Origin of the sequence: Pseudomonas sp. SG-MS2 (assembly GCF_009933855.1) — a bacterium.
Lineage (GTDB): Bacteria > Pseudomonadota > Gammaproteobacteria > Pseudomonadales > Pseudomonadaceae > Aquipseudomonas > Aquipseudomonas putida_E.
Genome location: NZ_MOMO01000191.1, coordinates 1 through 23,654 on the forward strand (window position 1 = coordinate 1; position 23,654 = coordinate 23,654).

General features: G+C 61.2%; 25 protein-coding genes and 1 tRNA gene. 19 read left to right on the forward strand and 7 right to left on the reverse strand.

Annotated elements, in window-relative coordinates; all coding sequences use genetic code 11:
• Positions 1-460 (reverse strand): BapA prefix-like domain-containing protein (locus BLX42_RS15965; RefSeq protein WP_161872152.1); only part of this gene is annotated, 460 nt, incomplete at its 3' end.
• 181 nt (positions 461-641) lie between these two features.
• Entirely contained in the window at positions 642-2,192 is a 1,551-nt protein-coding gene (norR, locus tag BLX42_RS15970; RefSeq protein ID WP_161872153.1) for a nitric oxide reductase transcriptional regulator NorR, read from the reverse strand.
• 154 nt (positions 2,193-2,346) lie between these two features.
• Between norR and hmpA the strand changes: the two genes are divergently transcribed.
• The 14 genes from hmpA to BLX42_RS16040 all read left to right on the forward strand — a co-directional run bounded on the left by hmpA (position 2,347) and on the right by BLX42_RS16040 (position 14,398).
• Complete coding sequence (gene hmpA, locus BLX42_RS15975; protein ID WP_161872154.1) at positions 2,347-3,525, forward strand: NO-inducible flavohemoprotein; 1,179 nt, start codon at positions 2,347-2,349, stop codon at positions 3,523-3,525.
• A 374-nt stretch (positions 3,526-3,899) separates the two neighbouring features.
• On the forward strand, positions 3,900-4,406 hold the full coding sequence (locus tag BLX42_RS15980; protein ID WP_039601973.1) for a disulfide bond formation protein B: 507 nt from the start codon (positions 3,900-3,902) through the stop codon (positions 4,404-4,406).
• Positions 4,407-4,964: 558 nt separating this feature from the next.
• Positions 4,965-5,909 (forward strand): ubiquinol oxidase subunit II, encoded by a 945-nt coding sequence (cyoA, locus tag BLX42_RS15985; protein ID WP_012316183.1) that lies wholly within the window; start codon positions 4,965-4,967, stop codon positions 5,907-5,909.
• Positions 5,910-5,912: 3 nt separating this feature from the next.
• A complete protein-coding gene (gene cyoB, locus BLX42_RS15990; protein ID WP_012316182.1) occupies positions 5,913-7,931 on the forward strand; it encodes a cytochrome o ubiquinol oxidase subunit I in 2,019 nt (672 codons plus the stop codon).
• Positions 7,932-7,934: 3 nt separating this feature from the next.
• Positions 7,935-8,558 carry a cytochrome o ubiquinol oxidase subunit III gene (gene cyoC, locus BLX42_RS15995; protein ID WP_012316181.1) on the forward strand — a complete coding sequence of 208 codons (624 nt, stop codon included), beginning with the start codon at positions 7,935-7,937 and terminating at the stop codon, positions 8,556-8,558.
• Positions 8,558-8,890 (forward strand): cytochrome o ubiquinol oxidase subunit IV, encoded by a 333-nt coding sequence (gene cyoD / locus BLX42_RS16000; protein WP_012316180.1) that lies wholly within the window; start codon positions 8,558-8,560, stop codon positions 8,888-8,890. The genes cyoC and cyoD overlap by 1 nt, the downstream gene beginning before the upstream one ends.
• Before the next feature lie 11 nt (positions 8,891-8,901).
• Positions 8,902-9,789, forward strand: a complete 888-nt coding sequence (gene cyoE / locus BLX42_RS16005; RefSeq protein ID WP_046784501.1) for a heme o synthase — start codon at positions 8,902-8,904, stop codon at positions 9,787-9,789.
• A gap of 240 nt (positions 9,790-10,029) precedes the next feature.
• Positions 10,030-11,238, forward strand: coding sequence for an alanine transaminase (alaC, locus tag BLX42_RS16010; RefSeq protein WP_119687751.1), 1,209 nt, complete (start codon positions 10,030-10,032; stop codon positions 11,236-11,238).
• 153 nt (positions 11,239-11,391) lie between these two features.
• On the forward strand, positions 11,392-11,775 hold the full coding sequence (locus BLX42_RS16015; protein ID WP_012316177.1) for a YkgJ family cysteine cluster protein: 384 nt from the start codon (positions 11,392-11,394) through the stop codon (positions 11,773-11,775).
• A gap of 475 nt (positions 11,776-12,250) precedes the next feature.
• A complete protein-coding gene (locus BLX42_RS16020) occupies positions 12,251-12,505 on the forward strand; it encodes a hypothetical protein (protein WP_177010251.1) in 255 nt (84 codons plus the stop codon).
• Complete coding sequence (locus tag BLX42_RS16025) at positions 12,498-12,749, forward strand: DUF3077 domain-containing protein (protein ID WP_012316175.1); 252 nt, start codon at positions 12,498-12,500, stop codon at positions 12,747-12,749. Before BLX42_RS16020 ends, BLX42_RS16025 begins: the two co-directional genes overlap by 8 nt.
• A 143-nt stretch (positions 12,750-12,892) precedes the next feature.
• Positions 12,893-13,456, forward strand: coding sequence for a GNAT family N-acetyltransferase (locus tag BLX42_RS16030; RefSeq protein ID WP_012316174.1), 564 nt, complete (start codon positions 12,893-12,895; stop codon positions 13,454-13,456).
• Positions 13,453-13,992, forward strand: a complete 540-nt coding sequence (locus BLX42_RS16035) for a hypothetical protein (protein ID WP_046784497.1) — start codon at positions 13,453-13,455, stop codon at positions 13,990-13,992. Before BLX42_RS16030 ends, BLX42_RS16035 begins: the two co-directional genes overlap by 4 nt.
• Positions 13,993-14,011: 19 nt before the next feature.
• Positions 14,012-14,398 carry a lysozyme inhibitor LprI family protein gene (locus BLX42_RS16040; RefSeq protein WP_046784496.1) on the forward strand — a complete coding sequence of 129 codons (387 nt, stop codon included), beginning with the start codon at positions 14,012-14,014 and terminating at the stop codon, positions 14,396-14,398.
• A 117-nt stretch (positions 14,399-14,515) separates the two neighbouring features.
• On the opposite strand, the gene mnmH is transcribed toward BLX42_RS16040, so the two are convergent.
• Both mnmH and selD read right to left on the reverse strand, forming a co-directional pair.
• Entirely contained in the window at positions 14,516-15,613 is a 1,098-nt protein-coding gene (mnmH, locus tag BLX42_RS16045) for a tRNA 2-selenouridine(34) synthase MnmH (RefSeq protein ID WP_161872155.1), read from the reverse strand.
• Positions 15,613-16,647: a selenide, water dikinase SelD gene (gene selD, locus BLX42_RS16050; protein ID WP_161872156.1), complete on the reverse strand. Its 1,035-nt coding sequence runs from the start codon at positions 16,645-16,647 to the stop codon at positions 15,613-15,615. Before selD ends, mnmH begins: the two co-directional genes overlap by 1 nt.
• 123 nt (positions 16,648-16,770) lie before the next feature.
• Here selD and BLX42_RS16055 point away from each other — a divergent pair, with 123 nt between their 5' ends.
• From BLX42_RS16055 to phnE, 4 genes are read left to right on the forward strand one after another with little or no spacing between them, the layout of a single operon-like run.
• Complete coding sequence (locus BLX42_RS16055) at positions 16,771-17,625, forward strand: putative selenate ABC transporter substrate-binding protein (protein WP_012316169.1); 855 nt, start codon at positions 16,771-16,773, stop codon at positions 17,623-17,625.
• Positions 17,622-18,416, forward strand: coding sequence for a phosphonate ABC transporter ATP-binding protein (locus tag BLX42_RS16060; RefSeq protein WP_161872157.1), 795 nt, complete (start codon positions 17,622-17,624; stop codon positions 18,414-18,416). Before BLX42_RS16055 ends, BLX42_RS16060 begins: the two co-directional genes overlap by 4 nt.
• Positions 18,410-19,237: an ABC transporter permease gene (locus tag BLX42_RS16065; protein ID WP_161872158.1), complete on the forward strand. Its 828-nt coding sequence runs from the start codon at positions 18,410-18,412 to the stop codon at positions 19,235-19,237. The genes BLX42_RS16060 and BLX42_RS16065 overlap by 7 nt, the downstream gene beginning before the upstream one ends.
• Positions 19,234-20,001, forward strand: a complete 768-nt coding sequence (gene phnE / locus BLX42_RS16070) for a phosphonate ABC transporter, permease protein PhnE (protein WP_125923426.1) — start codon at positions 19,234-19,236, stop codon at positions 19,999-20,001. Before BLX42_RS16065 ends, phnE begins: the two co-directional genes overlap by 4 nt.
• On the opposite strand, the gene BLX42_RS16075 is transcribed toward phnE, so the two are convergent.
• Both BLX42_RS16075 and BLX42_RS16080 read right to left on the reverse strand, forming a co-directional pair.
• Positions 19,973-20,896 (reverse strand): bestrophin family protein, encoded by a 924-nt coding sequence (locus tag BLX42_RS16075; protein ID WP_125923427.1) that lies wholly within the window; start codon positions 20,894-20,896, stop codon positions 19,973-19,975. The two genes, phnE and BLX42_RS16075, sit on opposite strands and share 29 nt — an antisense overlap.
• Before the next feature lie 200 nt (positions 20,897-21,096).
• Positions 21,097-21,744 carry a serine protease gene (locus tag BLX42_RS16080; protein ID WP_161872169.1) on the reverse strand — a complete coding sequence of 216 codons (648 nt, stop codon included), beginning with the start codon at positions 21,742-21,744 and terminating at the stop codon, positions 21,097-21,099.
• Between the two features lie 376 nt (positions 21,745-22,120).
• Here BLX42_RS16080 and BLX42_RS16085 point away from each other — a divergent pair, with 376 nt between their 5' ends.
• Positions 22,121-23,452, forward strand: coding sequence for a Fic family protein (locus BLX42_RS16085; RefSeq protein ID WP_161872159.1), 1,332 nt, complete (start codon positions 22,121-22,123; stop codon positions 23,450-23,452).
• Between the two features lie 116 nt (positions 23,453-23,568).
• Here the strand turns inward: BLX42_RS16085 and BLX42_RS16090 are convergent.
• Positions 23,569-23,653 (reverse strand) — tRNA-Leu (locus BLX42_RS16090).
• Position 23,654 lies beyond the last annotated feature (1 nt).

Below are 23,654 nucleotides of genomic sequence, written 5' to 3' on the forward strand. Positions count from 1 at the left end.
GTGCGGAGCCGCCGCTGCTGCCGCCACCACCACCGCTGCCTGCGGCGGCGGCAGCGCCGCCAACGCCCAGCAGGCTCAGCCCGGCAATCGCCCAGGTCGGGGTTTCGCTGCCCGCGACGCCGATGCCTGCGACCAGTTCATCGAGGGAGGCGACTTCCTCGAAGGTGAAACCGGTGAAGGCCTCGGCATCGTAGTTGGCGTGCCACAGGGTGCCGTCTTCGCCGACGAAGACCATGTCACTGCCGACACCCGCCTGGTCCACGGCAAAGAAGTTGCCGACGGTGACCTTTTCACCCGATTTGAGAGTGACGATCAGGTCCTGACCCCGTCGGGTCACGGTTGCCACCTGGTCGGGCGCAACGGGCATCTGCACCACGCCTGGGCTGTTGAGCGTGATATTGCCCCAGGCATTCTGGGTGGCGACGGTGGTTTGCTTGTCGGCGACGACGATGTTGTCCATGGATGCTCCCTGCTGGTGTGCGGTACACAGGGTCGGCGTGGGCGATCCTGCTGGCGCAACCGCTTGTGCAGGAGCACGCAGCCCGGCCGTATGGCCCTGTTACCGGTGGTAAGGGAGATATAGCAGCGCAACGGAAAGCAACCAGAGGCTTTCTGGGTTAATCCTTTGGTAGGAAACGCGTCTAGCGCAGGCCCAGGCGCCGAGCCAAGCGGTTTAAATTGGCGCGATCCAGGCCCAGTTCGCGTGCGGCGGCGGCCCAGTTGTCCTGATGGCGCTGCAGGCAGGCATCGATGATCTGGCGTTGGTAGCCGTCGACCGCTTCGCGCAAGCCACCTTCGGCCAGCGACGGCGCCGGCAGGGGGGCAGGGGAGGGGGCCTGTGCCACGCTCGCCAGGGTACGCAGGTCCAGGTCACTGGCTTGCAGGGTAAGGATGCGTGGCCGGTCCGGGTGCTGGCCCATGGCCTTGAGGGCCGAGCGGCCAATGAGGTGTTCCAGTTCGCGCACGTTGCCTGGCCAGTCGTAGGCCAGTAGCGCCGCTTGCGCTTCATTGCTCAGGCGCAGGCTGTTCAGGCCCAGTCGTGATCGATTCTGTTCGAGGAAGTAGCCTGCCAATAGCAGCACATCGCGCCCACGCTCGCGTAGCGGCGGCACCTGCAGCGGGTACACGCTCAGGCGGTGATAGAAGTCGGCGCGGTAGTTGCCGTTGCGCACCTCAGCGGCAAGGTCGCGGTTGGTTGCTGCGATCAGGCGCACATCCACTGTGTGTTCGCGGTCTGAGCCCAGGCGCTGCAGTTGCCCGCTTTGCAATACCCGCAGCAGCTTTGCCTGCACCGCCAGCGGCAGTTCGCCCACTTCGTCGAGAAACAGCGTGCCGCCGTTGGCCAGTTCGAACTTGCCGCGACGCTCACCGTGGGCGCCGGTAAAGGCCCCGCGCACATGGCCGAACAGTTCGCTTTCCACCAGCGTGTCGGGCAGCGCGGCGCAGTTGAGGCTGATCAGGGGCTTGTTGGCGCGGTGGCTGGCCTGGTGCAGGGCCTGGGCCACCAGTTCCTTGCCCACGCCAGTTTCGCCGGTGATCAGCACGGTCAGGTCGCTACCGCCAACCAGGCGTATTTCATCCAGCAGGCGCTTGTGCGCCGGGCTTTGGCCAATCAGCTCTTTGTCCTGGCCGCTGGCCTGGCGATAGATTTCGGCGCGCTGGTGCTCATCCTCGGCGCGCAGTGCCAGGTGCTCGATGCGTTCGGCCACCGTGACCGTGGCGGCTGCCAGGCTGGCGAAGGCCTGCAGGGCATCGAGCTCCAGGCTTTGGAACTGGCCCGGGGTGAGGGCATCGAGCGTTACCAGGCCCCATGGGCGCTCGTCGACCATCAGCGGGCAGCCCATGCAGTCATGCACGTGAAGGTCGACGTCGTGGGCATTGACCAGGCCGTCATAGGGGTCGGGCAGCTGGGAGTCGCTGGGAAAGCGGGTGGGCTCGGCGCGGCTGAGCAAAACCTGGAAGCGCGGATGCTCGCTGACTTTGAAGCGCCGGCCCAGGGTATCGGCAGACAAACCGTCGACAGCCAATGGCACCAGCCATTCGCCATCGAGCCGCAGCAGTGCAGCGGCATCGCAGGGCAGCAAGCCGCGCATGGCTTGTAGCAGGCGGCGGTAGCGTTCCTCTTCGGGCAGGTCACGGGACAGGTCGCTGACCAAGGGGAGCAGGGCGGTGAGCAGCGGCTTTGCAGTCATAAGGACTCCTGTTGGTCCAAATGACTATACGCCGTGCCTGGTCGTTTTGACATGTACTTAGCCAACATACTGATTTTATTGATATTTAAGTTTGGCACGAATACTGATACTGCACATGCAACCATTCGAAGCCTCTGGCTCAGGAGTTGTTGCAATGCTCAATGCCGAACAACGTGCAATCATCAAAGCCACTGTCCCGCTGCTGGAAACCGGTGGAGAGGCGCTGACCACCCACTTCTACAAATTGATGCTCAGTGAGTATCCGCAAGTGCGCCCACTGTTCAACCAGGCGCATCAGGCCAGTGGCGACCAGCCGCGCGCCCTGGCCAACGGCGTGCTGATGTACGCCCGGCACATCGACCAGTTGGAACAGCTCGGCGGCCTGGTCGGCCAGATCATCAACAAGCATGTCGCCTTGCAGATCCTGCCGGAGCATTATCCGATCGTCGGCAGCTGCCTGCTGCGTGCCATCGAGGAGGTGCTCGGCAAGGAGATCGCCACTGCAGAGGTGATCGCTGCCTGGGGCGCGGCCTATGGGCAGTTGGCCGAGATCCTCATTGGCGCCGAGGAAGGCCTCTACAAACAGAAGGAAGAGGCTGCCGGTGGCTGGCGCGGTACCCGCGAATTCCGCCTGGTACGCCGCGAGCAGGAAAGCAGCGAGATCGTTTCGTTCTACTTCGCTCCTGTCGACGGCAAACCGGTGCTCAAGGCTGAACCGGGCCAGTACATCGGCTTGCAGCTGTTCATCGACGGCGCCGAGCAGCGTCGCAATTATTCGCTGTCGGCCTTGTGCGATGGCAAGCAATACCGCATCAGCGTCAAGCGTGAGGCGGGCGGCAAGGTGTCCAACTACCTGCATCATGAAATGATGGTCGGCAGTACCGTGCAACTGTTCCCGCCGTCTGGTGACTTCACCCTTGCCGCCAGTGACAGGCCGCTGGTGCTGATCAGCGGTGGTGTCGGCATCACACCGACCCTGGCCATGCTCGAGGCGGCCCTTGAAACCAAGCGACCGGTGCATTTCATCCACTGTGCGCGCAATGCAGGGGTGCATGCATTCCGTGGCTGGGTCGATGGGCTGGCCGAGCGTCACCCGCAGCTCAAGCGCTTTTATTGCTATGCCGAGGATGATGGTTCGCACGACGCCAATGCGGTGGGGCAGTTGAGCCAGGAACTTTTGGCTGAATGGATGCCGGGTGAGCGTGACGTGGATGCGTACTTCCTCGGGCCCAAGAGCTTCATGGCGGTGATCAAGCGTCACCTTAAAGAGCTGGGTGTGCCCCAGCAGCAGAGCCGCTACGAGTTCTTCGGGCCGGCGACAGCTCTGGAGTGATGTGCTGACTGTTCGGACCCCATCGCCGGCAAGCCGGCCCCCACAGGTACGCTGGCGTACCTGTGGTTTCTGGGCTGCTTTGCATATAAAGGAAAGATGAACCGCGCCAGCCATCTTTCATCGTTAATCGTCCTTTAATCACTCTATCCTTCACTCCCGGGTGTCGAGGGGCTCGCCCCTGCGCGGCGCCCGGGCAGCCGCTTTTTTACCGGCCGGCGTTGAACCGATGTCACGCCTGCCGGTCTCAAGCCCACTCCGGATAGCCCTCGCAGTGCTGTCTTGCCGCTTCCTCGACACGCTAACGGTCAGACCTGCGTGTAGACTTGCGCCAGGCAGGTGGACCACGCTGCCCCTATCCATCGAAGGAACCGGCAATGAACGAACAAACATCGCGCCTGAATCGGGAACGGCGCTTTCTGGTGCTGCTGGGGGTGATCTGTCTCGCCCTGATCGGTGGCGCTTTGTACATGCAGGTGGTGCTCGGCGAAGCCCCCTGCCCACTGTGCATCCTGCAACGTTATGCCCTGCTGTTCATCGCCGTGTTTGCCTTCATCGCCGCCGCGATGCCCGGGCGGCGCAGCCTGACGTTGTTCGAAGGGCTGGTGGTGCTGAGCGCAATTGGCGGAATCGTTGCGGCCGGCAACCATGTGTATATACTCGCCAACCCCATGGTCAGTTGCGGTATCGATACCCTGCAGCCGATCGTCGACGACCTGCCGCTGGCCAAGCTCTGGCCGCTCGCATTCCAGGTCGACGGTTTCTGCAGCACGCCATACCCGCCGATCCTCGGTTTGTCCCTGGCGCAATGGGCACTGATGGCGTTCGTGCTGACGGCCATCCTGGTTCCGCTGGGCATCTACCGCAATCGGCGCCAGCCTTAGACATAAGTCCCGAATTTGCTGTGGTCTTTTGCACCCACAGAGAAGAGGGAAAAGTCGCCTCCCGCTTGATCCAGATCAACCACAAAGCCTTGCGCAGTGCGGGTTTGAGGCCTATCAAGCGGGGTGCGACAAACTGTCGCGAAGTTGAATTTTTGACCAGTATTGTTACGTATTCTGTAAAAGACTGTTGCTCAATAAGTCATAGTCAAGGGTTGGCGACCTCACTACAATCGCCCCCAATTTCCGTTCGGCACTGCTTGCGAGTCGCAGGATTGAAGGAAGCCCCAGCGCTTTCTTTTGCTGACTTCGTCAAGTTTCGCCCAGCGGCGATACCGGGCGGATACCCCTCCGCGTTTTCCCGCACCAAATGGACTTGGTCTGAAGTACAGGCCTGTTGCCTACGAAACCATAAGCACCGCTAACACGCTTGAGCCAAGGTCCTGCAGTCGGACCCCAGGCAGGAGCGTATTCGGGCGCGAAATGCCTCACTTGGCAGGACGAAGTGTTGGCTACCAAAACACAAATTGCATTGAAGCAAGCTGATCTAGAGGTCGTGAGATGAGTAAAAAGCGTTACCCCAGACTGTTTGGCATATTGCCCTTTTTAGGCATGCTTTTACTCAGCGGGTGCAACTGGACCCTGCTCGACCCGAAAGGTCAGGTCGGCATTGAGCAAAAGAACCTCATCCTCATCGCTACCGGCCTGATGTTGCTGGTGGTGATCCCGGTCATCATCATGACCGTGGCCTTCGCCTGGAAGTACCGTGCTTCCAACAAGGCTGCCACCTACACCCCGGACTGGTCGCACTCGACCAAGATCGAGGCTGCGGTGTGGATCATCCCGATCCTGATCATCATTGCCCTGGGTTATGTCACCTACAAGTCCACCCACAAGCTGGACCCATACCGTCCGCTGGATTCGGACGTGAAGCCGATCCAGATCGACGTGGTCGCACTGGACTGGAAGTGGCTGTTCATCTACCCGGAGCAGGGCATCGCAACGGTCAACAAGATCAACTTCCCGGCTAACACCCCGGTCAACTTCCGCGTCACCTCCGACGCCGTGATGAACTCGTTCTTCATCCCGGGCCTGGGCGGCCAGATCTACGCCATGGCCGGCATGACCACCAAGTTGCACCTGATCGCCAACGAAAACGGCGTGTTTGACGGTATCAGCGCCAACTACAGCGGTGCTGGCTTCACCGGCATGAAATTCAAGGCTACTGCCACTTCCCAGGAAGACTTCGACAAGTGGGTCGCCGAAGTGAAGCAGTCGCCTCTGAAACTGGGCAAGGCCGAGTACGAAGCACTGGCCAAACCTAGCGAATACAACCCAGTCGCGCTGTACAGCGAGGCGCCAGCGGAGCTGTTCCAGACCATCGTCGACAAGTACGAAGGCATGAACCGCGGCAAGCCGGTCCACGAAGAAGCAGGCAGCAAAGATCTGGCCACCACCACGGGTGTGGAATCGAGTACGCAACCAGCTGCCGGTGCAGAGGAGTAAGAGATGTTCGGTAAATTAAGCCTGGAGGCGATACCCTATCACGAGCCGATAGTCATGGTGACGCTTGCCATGATCGCGCTCGGCGGTATCGCTGTCGTCGGCCTTATCACCTATTTCCGCAAGTGGACCTACTTGTGGACCGAGTGGCTGACCACGGTCGACCACAAGAAAATCGGGGTGATGTACATCATCGTCGCGATGGTCATGCTGCTGCGCGGCTTTGCCGACGCCATCATGATGCGTACCCAGCTGGCTGCTGCTACCGGCGGCTCCGAAGGCTACCTGCCGCCTGAACACTATGACCAGATCTTCACCGCTCACGGTGTGATCATGATCATCTTCATGGCGATGCCGTTCTTCACCGGCCTGATGAACCTTGCGGTTCCTCTGCAGATCGGTGCACGTGACGTTGCCTTCCCGTTCCTGAACTCCCTGAGCTTCTACCTGCTGCTGGCAGGCGTGCTGCTGGTCAACATCTCGCTGGGCGTTGGTGAATTCGCCAAGACCGGCTGGGTTGCCTATCCGCCGCTCGCGGGCATTCAGTACAGCCCTGGGGTGGGTGTCGACTACTACATCTGGGCGCTACAGCTATCCGGATTGGGTACGACGCTAACCGGTGTGAACTTCCTCGTCACCGTGATGAAGATGCGCGCACCTGGCATGAAACTGATGGACATGCCGATCTTCACCTGGACCTGCACCTGGGCCAACGTGCTGATCGTCGCTTCCTTCCCGATCCTGACCGCTGCACTCGCACTGCTGACTGTTGACCGTTATCTGGACTTCCACATTTTCACCAACGAGCTTGGTGGGAACCCGATGATGTACGTCAACCTGTTCTGGGCGTGGGGTCACCCTGAGGTTTACATCCTGATCCTGCCGGCCTTCGGCGTGTTCTCGGAAGTGACTTCGACCTTCTCCGGCAAGCGTCTGTTCGGCCACCACTCGATGATCTACGCATCGGGCGCGATCGCCATCCTGGGCTTTGCCGTATGGCTGCACCACTTCTTCACCATGGGTGCCGGCGCCAGCGTCAACACCTTCTTCGGCCTGGCGACGATGCTGATCTCCATTCCGACGGGTGTGAAGCTGTTCAACTGGCTGTTCACCATGTACCAGGGCCGTGTGCGCTTCACCGCACCGATGATGTGGACCCTGGGCTTCATGATCACCTTCTCCATTGGTGGCATGACCGGCGTTCTGCTGGCTGTTCCAGGTGCTGACTTCGTGCTGCACAACAGCCTGTTCGTTATCGCTCACTTCCACAACGTGATCATCGGTGGTGCGGTATTCGGCTACATTGCCGGCTTCGCCTTCTGGTTCCCGAAAGCCTTCGGCTTCACCCTGAACGAGAAGTGGGGCAAAGCTGCCTTCTGGTTCTGGATCTCGGGCTTCTACGTTGCGTTCATGCCGCTGTATGCCCTGGGCTTCATGGGCATGACCCGTCGTCTGAACCACTCCGACAACCCGCTGTGGGAACCCTACCTGTACGTTGCCGTCGTCGGCGCCGTGCTGATCCTGTTCGGTATCGCTTGCCAGCTGATCCAGATCTACGTTTCGGTCCGCGACCGCAACCAGAACCTGGACGTGACCGGCGACCCATGGGGCGGCCGTACCCTGGAATGGTCGACTTCGTCGCCACCTCCGTTCTACAACTTCGCCCACATGCCTGAGAAAGTTGGCCTGGACTGCTGGCACGAAGCCAAGGAAGCCGGTGTTGCCTACAAGGCACCGAGCAAGTACGAGCCGATCCACATGCCGAGCAACACTGCTACCGGCTTGTTCATGGGCCTGTTCCTGACCGTCTTCGGCTTCGCCTTCATCTGGCACATCTGGTGGCTGGTGGGCGCGAGCCTGGTTGCGACCATCGCTGTCTTCGTTCGCCACGCTGCGCGTGACGACCAGGGCTACATGGTTCCGGCCGAAGAAGTGGCGCGCATCGAAGGCGAGCGCATGAAAGCGCTGGCCAAAGCAGGTGCTCTGCCTGCCGGCGCACGTGTCGAATCGTTTGAGCGGGTGTAATCAATGTCCAGTCAAGTAATCCACGGCGCTGCTCATGGTCACGACCATGGGCACGACGATCACCACCACGACTCGGGCCAGATGACCGTACTCGGTTTCTGGCTGTACCTGATGACCGACTGCATCCTGTTTGCGTCGCTCTTCGCCACCTACGCGGTGCTGTCCGGCAGTTTTGCCGGCGGCCCGTCGGGTCATGACATCTTCCAGCTCGATTTCGTAGCTGTAGAAACGCTGTTCCTGCTGCTGTCCTCGATCACCTTCGGCTTCGCCATGCTGAAGATGTTCGACGGCAAGAAAGCAGGCGTGCTGGGCTGGTTGGCAGTGACCTTCCTGTTCGGCGCTGCGTTCATCGCGATGGAAATCTACGAGTTCCATCACCTGATCGCTGAGGGCTACGGCCCGCAGCGCAGTGGCTTCCTGTCGGGCTTCTTCGCCCTGGTAGGCACCCACGGCCTGCACGTGACCGCCGGCCTGATCTGGATGGCAATCATGATGTACCAGATCAACAAGCACGGCATCACGCCGACCGCCAAGACCCGCATGAGCTGCCTGAGCCTGTTCTGGCACTTCCTGGACGTGGTCTGGATCTGCGTATTCACCGTCGTTTACCTGCTGGGGGTTCTGTAATGGCTAACGCACACGACACTCATCACGAAGGTAACCACGGCAGCGTGAAGTCCTACATGATCGGCTTTGTACTGTCGATCATCCTGACCGCGATCCCGTTCGGCCTGGTGATGTACCCGAGCCTGCCGAAGAACCTGACCGTCCTGATCGTGGTGGCCATGGCCGTCATCCAGGTGGTAGTGCACCTCGTGTACTTCCTGCACATGGACCGCTCGAAAGAGCAGCGTTCCAACGTGTCGACGTTCCTGTTCACCACCATGGTGATTGCACTGCTGGTCGGCCTGTCGCTGTGGATCATGTTCAGCATCCACTACGAAATGATGGCCAAGTGAGGTAAGACTGCATGTCCGTTAAGCACTTTATCCAAATCACCAAACCGGGGATCATTTTCGGTAACGTGCTTTCCGTGGCAGGCGGTTTCTTCCTTGCCTCGAAGGGCCATGTAGACTTCGCCCTGTTCCTGGCGGTGGTAATAGGTACGTCCCTGGTGGTTGCGTCCGGTTGCGTGTTCAACAACTGCATCGACCGCGACATCGATATCAAGATGGAACGTACCAAGAACCGCGTCATGGTCCAGGGCGGCATGTCGCTGACCCTCGCGCTGGTCTACGCCACCCTCCTCGGGGTGGCGGGCTTCAGCCTGCTGTATGTCCAGGCCAACCCGCTGGCGGCGTTCTGTGCGCTGATCGGGTTCATCGTCTACGTCGGTTTCTACAGCCTCTGGCTGAAGCGCAAATCGGTGCACGGCACCTTGGTTGGCAGCCTGTCCGGTGCCATGCCTCCGGTGATCGGCTACTGCGCCGTGAGCAACAGCTTCGACCTGGCGGCAGTGACCCTGCTGGTGATGTTCAGCCTGTGGCAGATGCCGCACAGCTTCGCGATCGCAATCTTCCGCTTCAAGGATTACAGCGCCGCCAACATTCCGGTCCTGCCGGTGGCACGTGGCATCCTCGCGGCCAAGAAGCAGATCGTGCTGTACGTGCTGGCCTTCGTGCTCGCTACCCTGATGCTCACCCTCGGCGGTTACGCCGGCCTCGGCTACCTGGCCGTGGCAGCTGCCATGGGCCTGTACTGGCTGTACATGGCCTGGGGTGGTTACAAGGCCGAGGACGACAGCAAGTGGGCCCGCAAGGTGTTCGGCTTCTCCATCCTCACCGTTACCGCCCTGAGCGTGATGATGGGTGTGGACAGCCAGACCGCTGCGGACGTGCTGATGACCTACGCACGCTGATACAGTCGCCTGTTACACGAAAACCCCGGCCATGTGCCGGGGTTTTTTTTCGATTCTGGCCCTATCATCGGCTTGGAAACATAAATCTCTGGTTTTCAAAAAATACATCTGAAAAGTTCTAACAAAACAGGATTATGTCCTTTACAGTCATGCTGTTTCGGCATTATCTTCTGATCCAGGCCGCCACATCGGCCAGCGTCGCTCGGACGGTTCCGGGCGCTTACGTACTCAGAGGAAACCATGGCCGACCAAGGTTCGCCGCGCCGCTTTGCGCGCATCGATCGTCTCCCCCCCTACGTGTTCAACATCACTGCCGAGCTCAAGATGGCTGCCCGCCGCCGTGGCGAGGACATCATCGACCTGAGCATGGGCAACCCCGATGGCGCTACCCCGCCGCACATCGTCGAGAAGCTGGTGCAGGTTGCCCAGCGTGATGACACCCATGGCTACTCAACCTCTCGCGGCATCCCGCGGCTGCGCCGTGCCATTTCCAACTGGTACAAGCAGCGCTATGAGGTCGACATCGACCCGGAAAGCGAAGCCATCGTCACCATCGGCTCCAAAGAGGGCCTGGCGCACCTGATGCTCGGTACCCTCGACCACGGCGACACCGTGCTGGTGCCCAACCCGAGCTACCCGATCCATATCTACGGCGCAGTGATCGCCGGTGCCCAGGTGCGTTCGGTGCCGCTGGTGCCCGGTGTCGACTTCTTCAATGAACTCGAGCGGGCGATCCGCGAGTCCATCCCCAAGCCGAAGATGATGATCCTCGGCTTCCCGTCCAACCCCACTGCCCAATGCGTGGAGCTGGACTTCTTCGAGCGCGTGGTGGCCTTGGCCAAGCAGTATGACGTGCTGGTGGTGCACGACCTGGCCTACGCCGATATCGTCTACGACGGCTGGAAGGCACCGTCGATCATGCAGGTACCGGGTGCCAAGGACATTGCCGTGGAGTTTTTCACGCTGTCCAAGAGCTACAACATGGCCGGCTGGCGGATCGGTTTCATGGTCGGCAACCCTGAGCTGGTCAGCGCCCTGGCGCGAATCAAGAGCTACCACGACTACGGCACGTTCACGCCCTTGCAGGTCGCGGCGATCGCGGCGCTCGAAGGTGACCAGCAGTGTGTGCGCGACATTGCCGAGCAGTACCGCCAGCGCCGCAACCTGTTGGTCAAAGGCCTGCACGAGCTGGGCTGGATGGTCGAAAACCCCAAGGCGTCGATGTATGTCTGGGCCAAGATACCCGAGCAGTACGCCCACCTGGGGTCGTTGGAATTTGCCAAGAAGCTGCTGGCTGAAGCCAAGGTGTGTGTCTCGCCGGGCATCGGTTTTGGCGATTACGGTGATGACCACGTGCGCTTCGCCCTGATCGAAAACCAGGACCGGATTCGCCAGGCGATACGGGGCATCCGGCAGATGTTCCGGGCTGATGGCCTGAGCCGCAAATAGTGCAGTTTCAGGGGCCGCCATGCGGCCCCTGATGTTTGCCGGATCGACGGCAAACTATTTTTCGTTGCCCCTCTTCTCAGCCGACCTGGCTTCGATTACAAATGGCGCCGCGGGCCAGCCCCGATAACAATAACCTTCCCCTTCCGTGCCATCATGTCCGAATACAACCCTTGCCTTGACTGCGGCGCCTGCTGCGGGTACTTCCGTGTGTCCTTCTTCTGGGGCGAATGCCAGTCAGCCGGTGGCGTTGTGCCCGATGACCTGGTGGTGCAGATCAACCCAACCCGGGTAGCCATGATCGGCACCGATGCCAAGCCGTGCCGCTGCGTCAGCCTCAAGGGCGAGATCGGCACCGAGGTGGCGTGCACCATTTACGCCAACCGTTCCAGCCCTTGCCGTGAGTTCGAAGCGTCGTGGGAGGGGGGCGTACACAACCCCAGTTGCGACGATGCACGTGCTGCTTATGGTTTGCCGCCGCTGACGCCACCGGGGGCCAACGAGCCGCATTGGCCGGATGATGGGGCCGAGGTGGCCTGACCACCGGCGACACGGTCATCGTAGGAACGGCCTTGTGTTGCGAAAGGGTGCGAAGCGCCCTCAGGATTTTAGCGTCGCCACAGGTATCGCTGGGGCCGCTTTGCGGCCCTTTCGCGACACAAGGCCGCTCCTACAACAATCGCATCGCCAATCATGTGTAAGAAGTTTCTGAACCTGAAACCAAATGCTTCAGAAAGACGGGCTTGGCGAATTATCCTACGATCCCTGTCGGATGCCGTCTGATAGGCAAGCCTGTACCTCATAGGTAACTTTTCGCGGTCGCTGTGGTTTGGCGACCGGGTGTGAGAAGCCTGTAGTTTGAGATCGCTTGCCAGATATGGCAGCCGTGCGCGTGCAGGCTTCGGTCTGGCCGTGGTGATCTCGGACACGGTCTTCTCACCTCGCGCATGGCTGCCACCCAATCTGTGAGAAGGATGTGAGTGGTTGCTTCTGAAAACTCTACCGAGAAGTGACTATGAAAAAGCTCGTACCCGATCCACCCGACAGCTTCCCTATTCCCTACATCTCGATAATCGCCGACCTTTCCCTTGAAGACGCCAAGGCCCATGCCGCCGCGCTAATGGACAGCCTTTCGCGCACCATCGAGCTGTACCTCAGCACCGTGGGCGAAGACCAACGCAAGGTGGTGCTGGATAACATGGGCATCCACACCGAGCTCCTGCGGGCCCTTTTCGGCCATATGAGCACGTTGGAGAGGGCGCATGAGTGATGACCTGAAAGCGCGAACCACGGTTGGCCAAGAGACGTTTCTCGATCTGTATGCCATCCAGCCGGGAGTGCCGCTCGATCACGCGTTTGACGAACTGTCCGTTCTGCTTGGGTGCATTCGGCACTTGAGTGAGGAAGCCGAGATGGAGGGCAACCTCGTTGCCGGCAGCGCCGCGCGCATTCTAAGTGCCATGGCCAAGGCGCTGATCAATGACATGGAAATGGGCTTGAACCGCGGGGCCTGAAGCGTGTTCGCCCAGCGCACTTGAGATCGAGCGCCGCCCGCGCGGCGCTCAGTCTTCAATACCCCCTGAAACACCAGGCATGCCCCAGCCCTCCCACATGACGTTAAACTGTCATTTCCCCAGCAATGGACAGGAGATGCGGCGTGACCCCACCCCGAAGTTTCCCCACCGACCTCTGCCTCGACAGCCCGCGCCTGCAGTTGCGCCCGATGCGCCACGCCGATGCCCAGCAATGGCTGACGATCATGGCCGACCCCGAGGTCATGCGCTATTGGCACCATGCCCCCTGGCAAGACCTGGCCGAGGCACAAAGCGCCCTGGCTGCCGACCGCGAGGCCTATGCCAATGGTGACCAGCTCAAGCTGGGCATGTACCGCCGTGACACTGGCGAACTGATCGGCATGGTCCAGCTGTTCAACATCGATGACACCTCCCGCCGTGGCGAGATCGGCTATTGCCTGGCCAGCGCAGTGCAGGGCAGGGGCTACATGGACGAGGCACTGACCTGCTTCATCGACTACCTCGCCCATACCCTGCACATGCGCCGCCTGGAGGCCGAGATCGACCCGCGCAACAATGGCTCGGCACGTACGCTGGAGCGCCAGGGCTTCGTCCTTGAAGGCACGTTGCGCGCACGCTGGTGCGTGGCGGGTGAGTTGTCCGACTCGGGCATCTACGGCTTGTTGCTCGAGCCACCCGTTGCATGACGGCTTTTTACCTCACCTTCAGCCTTGCCCTGTATTTGCTCGGCCTGTGTTTCGATGGCGCGCTGATGAGCGCCGGCAGGCACATGCCGGCCTTGCAGATGTTGCTGTACGGGCCATGGGGCGTTCCGTTCGGGCTGTTTCAGTGGTTTGCCAACCCGCTACTGGCAATCGCAGTCCTTGCCCACCGGCGTTTCCGCCGCCTGGCGCTGCTAGCCGGGTTGGCTGCGTTGTACCTGGCGGCCAGCAGCTTTGGCATCGAACGGCTGCCGGATAACATCAGCTACGCGTTTCAGGACCGTACGGGCTTTGGTGCCGGTTTTTACCTTTGGCTGGCGTCTATCGTGGTGTTCTGCGCAGGGCAGGCATGGCATGTCTGGAAGGCGCGCAGTGCACAGGACATGCCGGGCTGGCGCTGGCTCGACGTGGCGCTGATCGCAGCACTGGCGCTGGCGTTGTATGCCGCCACGCAAATGCCGTCGCTGCGCTTTGTGCCGGGCAAGGTACTGATGCCTCCTGAGCAGCCGCAGGCGTTTTGATATTGACCAGGAGATGGTGATGAACAAGCAGTATCTGATGGGGTTGGCCTTGGCATGTTGCATGCCTGTGGCAATGGCCGAGGACAACTCGCCGAGCTATACCCAGTGCATGGACAAGGCTTCCAGTACGCTGGCCATGAGCAGTTGCATCCAGGCCGAAACCCAGCTGCAGGATGCGCGGTTGAACCGGGTTTACAAGCAACTGATGGGCAAGCTCGAAGCGGAGCCGAAGAAGAGCTTGCGCGATGTTCAGCGCCAGTGGATCGCTTACCGTGATGGCAACTGCAAGTTCCACGTGCAAGCCAGCGGCGGGACGATGGCCCAGCTCGAAGGCGGGATGTGTGGGCTGGACATGACCCGCGAGCGGGCGGCAGAGCTGGAGCGGGTGCTCAGCCCTGGGCAGTGATGTTGCCTGTGCGGGCGCCATCGCTGGCAAGCCAGCTCCCACAGGTACAGCGCAGAACTCAAGAACTGCGCGGCCCCTGTAGGAGCTGGCTTGCCGGCGATGGGCCGCAAGCGGCCCCTAGCGCTTGCGAGCCTTGAGGTACTCGCGCACCTGCACAGCATCCCCTGCAAACTCCACCCGGTCCGCCTTGGCATCACGCTGGTAGGCATACATCGGGTCGTAGTATTCCTTCAGCAAGCCCTCGATCCACCCCCGGTGCAGATCGATGCCACCGCTGCGCTGCTGCTCATCCAGCGCCAGGCGCATGATCTCGGACAGGCGCTGGTAGCGCTCGCCACCCAGGCGCTTGTGAATGTTGCTCATACTCTGCAGCAGGCGCTCAGTGAACAGCCGGCGCCCGAGTTCTTCGCCATGTAGCGCGACGAACTCGGCGCACAGGTTGACCACGTAGTCACGCAGAATGCGTTCGACACGGTTTTCGAAGCTGTCTTCCAGCCACACCAGCGGGTATTGCTGCATGCCCTGGTACAGCTCCAGCGGCACGGTGCAGCTGCCGACAATACGGCCCTCGTCCTCCAGCACGAACTGCTCGATACCACGTGCGCGTTTCTTCAGCACGTCGATGGCCAGCTTGTTCTCGAAGTCGATCTGCGCCGGCTGTGCGGTGGCGCGTTTGCCGAAGCTCGAACCGCGGTGGTTGGCATGGCCTTCAAGGTCGATCACGTTGTTCAGCTGGTGCAGCACATCGGTCTTGCCGGTGCCGGTGAGGCCGCCGACCAAAACGAAATCGCATTGCTCCACGGCCTGCTGGGTTGTATCCAGCAGGAAAGTGCGCAGGGCTTTATAGCCACCCTTGATACGCGGGTAGGCGATGCCCGCTTCGTCGCGCAGCCACTGCTGGACGATCAGCGAGCGCAGGCCGCCGCGGGCGCAGTACAGATATCCATCAGGGTGGGCCTTGGCAAAACTGGCCCAGGCATGCAGGCGCTCGCGCTTGATAGTGCCGCTGACCAGTTGGTGGCCAAGGGTGATGGCTGCGGCCTGGCCCTGCTGCTTGTAGCAGGTACCGATCTTTTGCCGCTCCTGGTCGGTCATCAGCGGCAGGTTGACGACGCCAGGGAAGGCGCCCTTGGCAAATTCGACGGGCGCACGCATGTCCATCATCGGCACGTCGTCGAGGAACAGCTGGCGAAAGTCGGTGCAGTCGTGGCGCATCAGTTCACCTCGACTGCGTGGCTCTGTCGCTCGGCCAGCAGGCCGATCGGCGCAAGGTCCAGGCCAAGGTCGGCGGCAACGGCAAGGAACGCCTGCTCACCTTCTGGGGTGACCGCCACCAGCAGGCCGCCGCTGGTCTGCGGGTCGCACAGCAGGTGCTTCTGATCGTCGGTCAGCGCGCCGATCTTGTGCCCGTAGCTGTCGAAGTTGCGCAGGGTACCGCCGGGGATGCAGCCCTCGGCCATGTAGTGCTCGATGCTCGGCAGCCGCGGGACGGCCGCATAGTCCAGGTGCGCGGTCAGCCCGCTGCCCTCGGCCAGCTCGACCAGGTGGCCGAGCAGACCGAAACCGGTCACGTCGGTCATCGCCTTGACCCCGTCGAGCTTGCCAAAGCGGCTGCCGGGGGTGTTGAGGGTGCACATCCAGTCACGGGCCAGGCCTTGGTCCTGCTCACGCAGCTTGGCCTTTTTCTCGGCGGTGGTGAGGATGCCGATGCCCAATGGCTTGGTCAGGTACAGGCGGCAACCCACTGTCGCGGTGTCATTGCGCTTGAGGTGGCGCTTGCTGACCACGCCGGTGACGGCCAGGCCGAAGATCGGCTCGGGGGCATCGATCGAGTGCCCGCCGGCCAGGGGGATGCCGGCTTCGGCGCACACGGCGCGGCCGCCGCGGATCACTTCACGGGCCACTTCTGGCGGCAGTAAGTTGACCGGCCAACCGAGGATGGCGATGGCCATCAGCGGGTCGCCGCCCATGGCGTAGATGTCGCTGATGGCGTTGGTGGCGGCGATGCGGCCGAAATCGTAGGGGTCATCGACAATGGGCATGAAAAAGTCGGTAGTGGAAACCACGCCGCGTTCATCATCCAGGGCGTATACGGCGGCGTCATCGCGCGAGGCGTTGCCGACCCACAGGTTCGGGTCCAGGGCCTGGGCGCCACTTTCGGCAAGGATCACATCCAGCACCTTGGGGGAGATCTTGCAGCCACAGCCAGCACCATGGCTGTACTGGGTCAGGCGAATCGGCTCGCTCATTACGCACCTCATTTTTCGTGATGCGCGATTGTAGCAAAGCTGGCCTTTGCGTCTGCGCCACTTATAATCCTTCTCCGTCTGCCTATCGCCGACACTTTCCCCGCTATTGAACCGGAGAATCCCATGCTCAAACGCCCTCTGGCGCTCGCCGCCGGCCTCGTGCTGTCCTGCTGTGCCGTTGTAGCGCAGGCCGCTGATACCTTGCGGGTCAGTGCCATCCCCGACGAAGCGCCGACCGAACTGCTGCGCAAATTCGAGCCGCTGGGCAAATACCTGTCCCAGCAACTGGGCATGCAGGTGAAGTTCGTGCCGGTGGCCGACTACCCGGCAGTGGTTGAATCGCTGGCCAGCGACCGCCTGGATCTGGCCTGGCTGGGTGGTTTCACCTTCGTTCAGGTACACCTCAAAGACCCGACCGCCACACCGTTGGTGCAGCGTGAGCAGGACGCCCAGTTCACCTCCAAGTTCATCACCGCCAACCCGGATGTAAAGAGCCTGGCCGACCTCAAGGGCAAGTCCTTCGCCTTCGGTTCGATTTCGTCCACCTCTGGCAGCCTGATGCCGCGCTACTTCATGCTCAAGGAAGACAACATCAAGCCTGAGGGCTACTTCAGCCGCGTGGCCTATTCCGGCGCCCACGACGCAACGGTGGCCTGGGTCCAGGCCGGCAAGGTCGATGGTGGCGTGCTCAACGCCAGCGTCTGGCAGAAGCTGGTCGACGCCGGCAAGGTCGATACCAGCAAGGTCAAGGTGTTTGCCACCACCCCGACCTACTATGACTACAACTGGACCGTGCGCGGCAACATGGACCCGGCGCTCAAAGACAAGATCAAGCAAGCCTTCCTCGCCCTGGACCCTTCGAACCCGGAACACAAGAAGATCCTCGACCTGCAGGCCGCCAGCCGTTTCATCGAAACCAAGCCTGAGAACTATCAGGGCACCGAGCAGGCGGCACGTGAGGCCGGCCTGCTCAAGTGACTATCACGCTGCTCGACGCGGGCCTGCGCCACGGCCAGGTTCGCGCGCTCGACTCCGTCTCTGTGCGTATCACCCAAGGTGAGCGGGTCGCGATCATCGGCCCTTCGGGGGCTGGCAAATCCAGCCTCCTGCACCTGATGGCCACTGCCGTACAGCCCAGCGCAGGGCGCCTGGACGTGTTGGGTGAGCAGCCCTGGGCGTTGTCGGCAAAGGCTCGCCAGCGTCTGCGCGCCAGGGTCGGCCTGGTACATCAGGCACCGCCCCTGCCGCCTCGCCAGCGGGTGGTGACTGCGGTGCTGGCCGGCCGTCTGGGCCAGTGGGGTACGCTGCGGTCGTTGCTCAACCTGGTGTACCCCACCGATGTGCAGGGCGCACGCCAGGTACTGGCCGAGCTGGGCCTGGCGGAAAAGCTGTTCGTCCAGTGCGGGCAGCTTTCCGGCGGCCAGTTGCAGCGCGTCGGCATCGCCCGCGCGTTGTATCAGCGGCCCGAGGTACTGCTGACCGATGAACCAGTGTCAGCAATGGACCCTGTGCTGGCCGAACACAGCCTGGCCCTGCTCAACAGCCATGCCCAAGCCTACGGCGTGACGCTGGTAGCCAGCCTGCATGCAGTGGACCTGGCCTTGGCACATTTCCCGCGGGTTATCGGCATTCGTGAGGGCCGGGTGGCGTTCGACTGCTCTGCCGAGGCTGTGACCGAGCAGATGCTCGATGCGCTCTACGCCAACGAGCAGCTGGGGTCGCCACTGCCCCAGGCCCCGACCCTGGCTGTGCAGATTCCGCGATGCTGAAGGCCAGCGCCCGCGATCCGGCGTTTGTGCCGCGCCTGTTGGTCGCCCTGGTTGCGCTGGCCCTGCTGTGGCCGGGGGCGCAGTTGAGCGAGCTGAACCCTGGCGTGCTGCTGCAAGCGGAAAACCGCCAGCAGATTGCCAGCTTCACCAGCGCCTTCTGGCCGCCGGCGCATGATGGCGAATTTCTCGAACTGCTGTATGAGGCGACCCTGCAGACTTTGGCTGTAGCCACTGCCGGCATGGTACTGGCGCTGCTGCTGGCAGTCCCGGCGAGCCTGCTGGCCAGCCGGGCCTTGTCGGTGCGCGCGGCCTCTCGTGGTGGCCGTTCCGGCGCCTGGTCCCGCCTGCTAAGGATGCCGGTGCGCGGGCTGTTGATTTTCCTGCGCAGTGTTCCCGAGATCGTCTGGGCGTTGCTGTTCGTGCGTGCGGTAGGGCTGGGGCCGACGGCGGGGGTGCTGGCCATCGCCATCACCTACAGCGGCATGCTCGGCAAGGTCTATGCCGAAATTTTCGAATCGGTCGACCAGCGCCCGGCGCATGCCCTGCTGCAAGCGGGCAGTGGCCGGCTAACGGCGTTCTTCTACGGCATCCTGCCCAGTGCCGGCACGGAGCTAGTGTCGTACACCGTCTACCGCTGGGAGTGCGCGGTGCGCGCCTCGGTGGTGATGGGTTTCGTTGGTGCCGGGGGCTTGGGGCAGCAGATCGACCTGTCGATGCGCATGTTCGCAGGCGGTGAGGTAGCAAGCATGCTGCTCGCCTTCTTTGGCCTGGTGCTGCTGGCGGACCTGCTCAGCCGCTTCCTGCGGGGACGCTTGGCATGAACCGGGTGATCAATCTGCTGGTGATGGCTGCCCTGGTTGCCGCTGTAATCGCCTCGTTCAGCTATCTGGACCTGGACCTGCAGGCGCTGGTGGGTAACGGCGGGCTGGGGCAGATGGCCGAGTATGCCGGGCGTTTTCTGCATCCGGACGTTACCGCCGAACACCTGCAAGCGGTGGGGCGCGGTGCTTTGGAAACCCTGGCCATGTCCGGGTGGGGGACGCTGCTGGCAATGGTGCTGGGCCTGCTGTTGGCATTACCCGCAGCGGGGCGTTTCGGTTGGCCGCTGCAGGCTGCGGCGCGCTTGCTGCTCAATGCCCTGCGTGCCATTCCCGAGCTGGTGTGGGCCGCGTTGATGGTGCTGGCGGCAGGGCTTGGCCCCAACGCCGGGACGCTCGCGTTGGCACTGCATACGGCAGGTGTGCTTGGCCGGTTGTACGCCGAGGCGCTGGAAAATACCCCGGCCGAGCCAGCGGCGGCGATCCGCCTGCAAGGTGGCGGGCAACTGGCGGCGTTCTGCTTCGGCACCTTGCCCAACCTGTGGCCGCAGTTGCTGGCCTACAGCTTGTACCGCTGGGAAAACAACATCCGGATGGCCAGTGTGCTTGGGCTCGTTGGCGCAGGGGGGCTGGGGCAGATGCTCTATACCACCCTGAGCCTGTTCCAGGAGGCCCAGGCCAGCACGGTGATCTTGGCCATGCTGGTGCTGGTGCTATTGGTGGACGTGTTCAGTGATGTCATGCGCCAGCGCTATGTGCGGGCCTGAATGCATCAGCCCCTAACTCCCCGCACTGCGCTTCACGCTGCATCGACTCCAGGTTGCGCTCGATGGTCTCGCAAATGGTGTCCATCTGGATCTGGTGTTCACTGAAGCGGAATGGGCTTTGCAAGTCGGTGCCGATCCGCTCGATGGCTAGCAGCATGAACCCGACCACGGTAGACGCCAGTGGCGTGAACCAGCCCAGCGATTCGACCAGGCCCACGGGCACGATCAGGCAGAACAACGAGATGAACAGCCGCGGAAAGTACACGTAAGGGTAGGGCAGTGGTGTATTGGCGATACGTTCCATGCCGCCTTGGGCGTTGGACAGGTCCACCAGCGTCGACTCCAGCCGCGCCAGGCGAATGCTGTCCAGCCGCCCGGCCTTGTATTCGCGGGCGAGCAGGGCTGCCGAACCGCTGAGGATATCGTTGGCGAAATTGTTCGAACGGTTGCGCCGCTCGAACTCCCCGGGCGGGATGAACGCCATCAGTTCGTCGGGGCAGGCTTGGCCTTTGAGGTGCGCCGCCAGGCAATTCACATAAGCGATATGCCGGCGCAACAAGGTGGCCTTGACCGGGTTCAAGCCGTCATCTGGGTCGTCGATCAGCGTCAGCGTCTGCCGGGCGAAGCTGCGTGAACTGTTCACCAGCGCGCCCCACAAGGTGCGCGCCTCCCACCAGCGGTTGTAGGCGCTGCTGTTACGAAAACTCACCAGCACCACCAGCGCCGAACCCAGCAATGTCAGCGGGATCAGCGGTAGGGTGAACTTGCTGTTGAGGAACAGCATGAAATCGATGGTGACCAGCACGTCCCAGATCAGCAGCCAGAACAGCGACCAGCCGATGTAGCCGAAGGTCTTCACCACCAGGCGATACTTGCGGGCGATGATTTCTTTCACGCGGGGAACCTCGACAGGGGGGATGCAGGATCGGACGTCGAGGGTCGAATAAGGTTCGGTGGTGGATGTTGCAAGAAGTTTTGATGCCGCCAACGCGACCCTTTTGCTATCCGGCACCTGCCATGGCAGGTCCCTTTGCATGAGTCGTGCTGGCCTCATCATATGCCAGGCTCAGCGCTGTGCTTGAGCCCAGGTTCAATTCAAGGCTTGGCGGCGACCACGATATCCCCCTTGATCGCGGCAGGCGCGGCCTTGGGCTTCGTTTTATTGGCCAGATACTGGAACCGGCGCCATTCCTTGTCGATTTCGCTGAACGACATGAACACGCTGACACGCTCTTTGTGGGCAAGGTCCGGGCGGTTGCGCGCATCGATTTCATTTTTGGCGATGAAGGCGACATTGATCCCGACGACCTTGCCGTCATCGGCGAACACTGGGCCACCGGACATGCCTTTGACCATCGGGCCATCGTGCACCGAATAGAACACGCTGCCCGGCGTGCCTTGCAGGCGTACCAGTGAAGCCAGGGTGTGGCCTTTGCCCTGCACCGGCATCATCAGGCTGTTGAAGCCGACCGCTGTCACAGGCTCGCCCGGCACATACTGGCGCCAGAGCGGCACCCGGGCAGCTTTGTGCTTGAAGAACACCACATCACCCAGCCCTTCATGGACCACGTTGCGCAGGAATGGGGTGTGCTTGGCGGTTACCGCGTAGTCTTCGTTCCACTGGATGGCGGTGGCCATCAACAGCATCGGCAGCGGTGCACCGGATGTGACCACGAAAGCCTGATCGTAGACGGGGTCTGACACGTAGGACGTTGGCACTCCATTGCACCCACTGAGCAGCATCATTGCTGCCAGGCAGGGCACAGTTGATTTCATGATTTGCACGGGTATTGAGAAATGGGAGCGCGACTATGGCTAAGTGCTATTACGCTATCAATACTTTCTGTGTATATCCGACGAATGACATCTTAGGTGGGGGTGACGGTGCTGGCCAATAGATTCCAGACATGGCTGGAGGGCCTGTGGCCATTGGGGTGGCGTCAAAATCTGCGGGCTGAAAAGGGCTTGCTTTGATGGGTGAACTGGCCACAGCTGGATTGAGCTGCATTGAGCTGCATTGAGCTGCATTGAGCTGCATTGAGCTGCATTGAGCTATATTGAGCTGCATTGAGCTATATTGAGCTGCATTGAGCTGCATTGAGCTATATCCGGAGACGCCATGACATTGCCAAACAAGATTCTGAGAGTGCTTCAGAACGATCAGAGCCTAAGATCGCGCGAGATCGCCGAGCGTCTCGATGCGAGTTGGTCCACAGTCAAGCGTCACCTCGATGCGTTGTTGGAGGCAGGTCAGGTTCAGCGGGAGAAGGACGGACGCATCACGCGTTATCGCCTGGTCACAGCAGTTGCCCAATTACCAGATAGTGCGCCTGCGCAGCCTCTTTCTGCTGAGCTGCCTTGGTCGCCTGCGAGTCTCGCCCTGCGCAAGTCTTTGACTCGTCCATTGGCAATGCGCGAAGTCGTCACCTATCACCGCGACCTTGTAGACAGCTACCAGCCGAACCAGACTGCCTGGCTGTCACCCAGCTTGACGGTTGTACTCGAGGCTGAAGGGCGGATGAGGGGGCAGCAGCCAGCCGGCACCTACGCGCGCAAAGTACTCGAACCTTTGTTGATTGACCTGTCATGGTCCTCGTCACGCTTGGAAGGCAACCGCTATACGCTGCTCGACACCCAGAGGCTGTTCGAAAGTGGTGTGACGCAGGGGGATCTGGATGCGGTCATGTTGCTCAATCACAAGGCGGCCATCGAATTCATGGTCGATGCAGTGCCGGAATACGGGCTCAACTCAGCCGTGATCCGCAACTTGCATGGCTTGCTGATGCAGGATCTGCTGGCAGACAGCAATGCCCTGGGCAGTATTCGCCAGACAGTAGTGAACATCAGCGGTACGACCTATTTCCCAACCCAGGTGCCCTCACTGCTGGAAGAGATGTTCGAGTTGATACTCGACAAGGCGCGTCAGATCAAGAATCCCATCGAGGCGGCATTCTTCTTGTGGATAAACCTGGCCTACCTGCAACCGTTCGAAGATGGCAACAAACGCACAAGTCGATTGGCGGCGAACATACCGCTGATGCTCTACAACTGCTCGCCTTTGTCGTTCCTTGACGTAAACCCGCAGGACTATGCTCTGGCGATGATGGGGGTGTACGAGCAGCGTGACATGGCGATGGCGGCGGATCTGTTTGTCTGGGTCTATCGCAGGTCGATCAGCAAGTATGGCGTGATGCTTGAAGCAATGGGGGTTCCGGACCCTGTTCGCCTGCAGTATCGAGAGGTGTTGAACGAGGCGATTGGTGCCATCGTACGTGACAGGCTGACAGCCGGTTCAGTGGTAGCGGGGCTGCCTCTTTCAGAGGACGAGAAAAGGCAGTTTCAGCCTTTGTTGCAGGCTGAACTGGATATCCTGGCGCTGCACAACTGCGCCAGGTATCGGCTGACCATGAGGCAAGTAACTGAGTGGATCAAGGCAGGGCGACCCTCATGATTTCACGTGCCTGGTTATTGAACCCTCGCCCCGTTTTTGCAAGATGGTAGGGAGAGCCCTCTGGTCAAACGGCAGGCATAAAAAAACCGACCATAAGGTCGGTTTTTTCCGGATCTTGGTGCCCCGAGGGAGACTCGAACTCCCACTCCTTTCGAAAACGGATTTTGAATCCGCCGCGTCTACCAATTCCGCCATCAGGGCC

Excerpts from the sequence above, each read along its gene's own strand:
- BLX42_RS16020 (WP_177010251.1), top strand. The coding sequence starts at position 12,251 with ATGAAAAAGCTCGTACCCGATCCACCCGACAGCTTCCCTATTCCCTAC.
- BLX42_RS16015 (WP_012316177.1), top strand. The coding sequence starts at position 11,392 with ATGTCCGAATACAACCCTTGCCTTGACTGCGGCGCCTGCTGCGGGTAC.
- selD (WP_161872156.1), bottom strand. The coding sequence starts at position 16,647 with ATGAGCGAGCCGATTCGCCTGACCCAGTACAGCCATGGTGCTGGCTGT.
- cyoC (WP_012316181.1), top strand. The coding sequence starts at position 7,935 with ATGTCCAGTCAAGTAATCCACGGCGCTGCTCATGGTCACGACCATGGG.
- phnE (WP_125923426.1), top strand. The coding sequence starts at position 19,234 with ATGAACCGGGTGATCAATCTGCTGGTGATGGCTGCCCTGGTTGCCGCT.
- BLX42_RS16055 (WP_012316169.1), top strand. The coding sequence starts at position 16,771 with ATGCTCAAACGCCCTCTGGCGCTCGCCGCCGGCCTCGTGCTGTCCTGC.
- cyoD (WP_012316180.1), top strand. The coding sequence starts at position 8,558 with ATGGCTAACGCACACGACACTCATCACGAAGGTAACCACGGCAGCGTG.
- BLX42_RS16035 (WP_046784497.1), top strand. The coding sequence starts at position 13,453 with ATGACGGCTTTTTACCTCACCTTCAGCCTTGCCCTGTATTTGCTCGGC.
- hmpA (WP_161872154.1), top strand. The coding sequence starts at position 2,347 with ATGCTCAATGCCGAACAACGTGCAATCATCAAAGCCACTGTCCCGCTG.
- BLX42_RS16025 (WP_012316175.1), top strand. The coding sequence starts at position 12,498 with ATGAGTGATGACCTGAAAGCGCGAACCACGGTTGGCCAAGAGACGTTT.
- BLX42_RS16040 (WP_046784496.1), top strand. The coding sequence starts at position 14,012 with ATGAACAAGCAGTATCTGATGGGGTTGGCCTTGGCATGTTGCATGCCT.
- BLX42_RS16065 (WP_161872158.1), top strand. The coding sequence starts at position 18,410 with ATGCTGAAGGCCAGCGCCCGCGATCCGGCGTTTGTGCCGCGCCTGTTG.
- mnmH (WP_161872155.1), bottom strand. The coding sequence starts at position 15,613 with ATGCGCCACGACTGCACCGACTTTCGCCAGCTGTTCCTCGACGACGTG.
- BLX42_RS16085 (WP_161872159.1), top strand. The coding sequence starts at position 22,121 with ATGACATTGCCAAACAAGATTCTGAGAGTGCTTCAGAACGATCAGAGC.
- norR (WP_161872153.1), bottom strand. The coding sequence starts at position 2,192 with ATGACTGCAAAGCCGCTGCTCACCGCCCTGCTCCCCTTGGTCAGCGAC.
- cyoE (WP_046784501.1), top strand. The coding sequence starts at position 8,902 with ATGTCCGTTAAGCACTTTATCCAAATCACCAAACCGGGGATCATTTTC.
- cyoB (WP_012316182.1), top strand. The coding sequence starts at position 5,913 with ATGTTCGGTAAATTAAGCCTGGAGGCGATACCCTATCACGAGCCGATA.
- alaC (WP_119687751.1), top strand. The coding sequence starts at position 10,030 with ATGGCCGACCAAGGTTCGCCGCGCCGCTTTGCGCGCATCGATCGTCTC.
- BLX42_RS16080 (WP_161872169.1), bottom strand. The coding sequence starts at position 21,744 with ATGCTGCTCAGTGGGTGCAATGGAGTGCCAACGTCCTACGTGTCAGAC.
- BLX42_RS15980 (WP_039601973.1), top strand. The coding sequence starts at position 3,900 with ATGAACGAACAAACATCGCGCCTGAATCGGGAACGGCGCTTTCTGGTG.
- cyoA (WP_012316183.1), top strand. The coding sequence starts at position 4,965 with ATGAGTAAAAAGCGTTACCCCAGACTGTTTGGCATATTGCCCTTTTTA.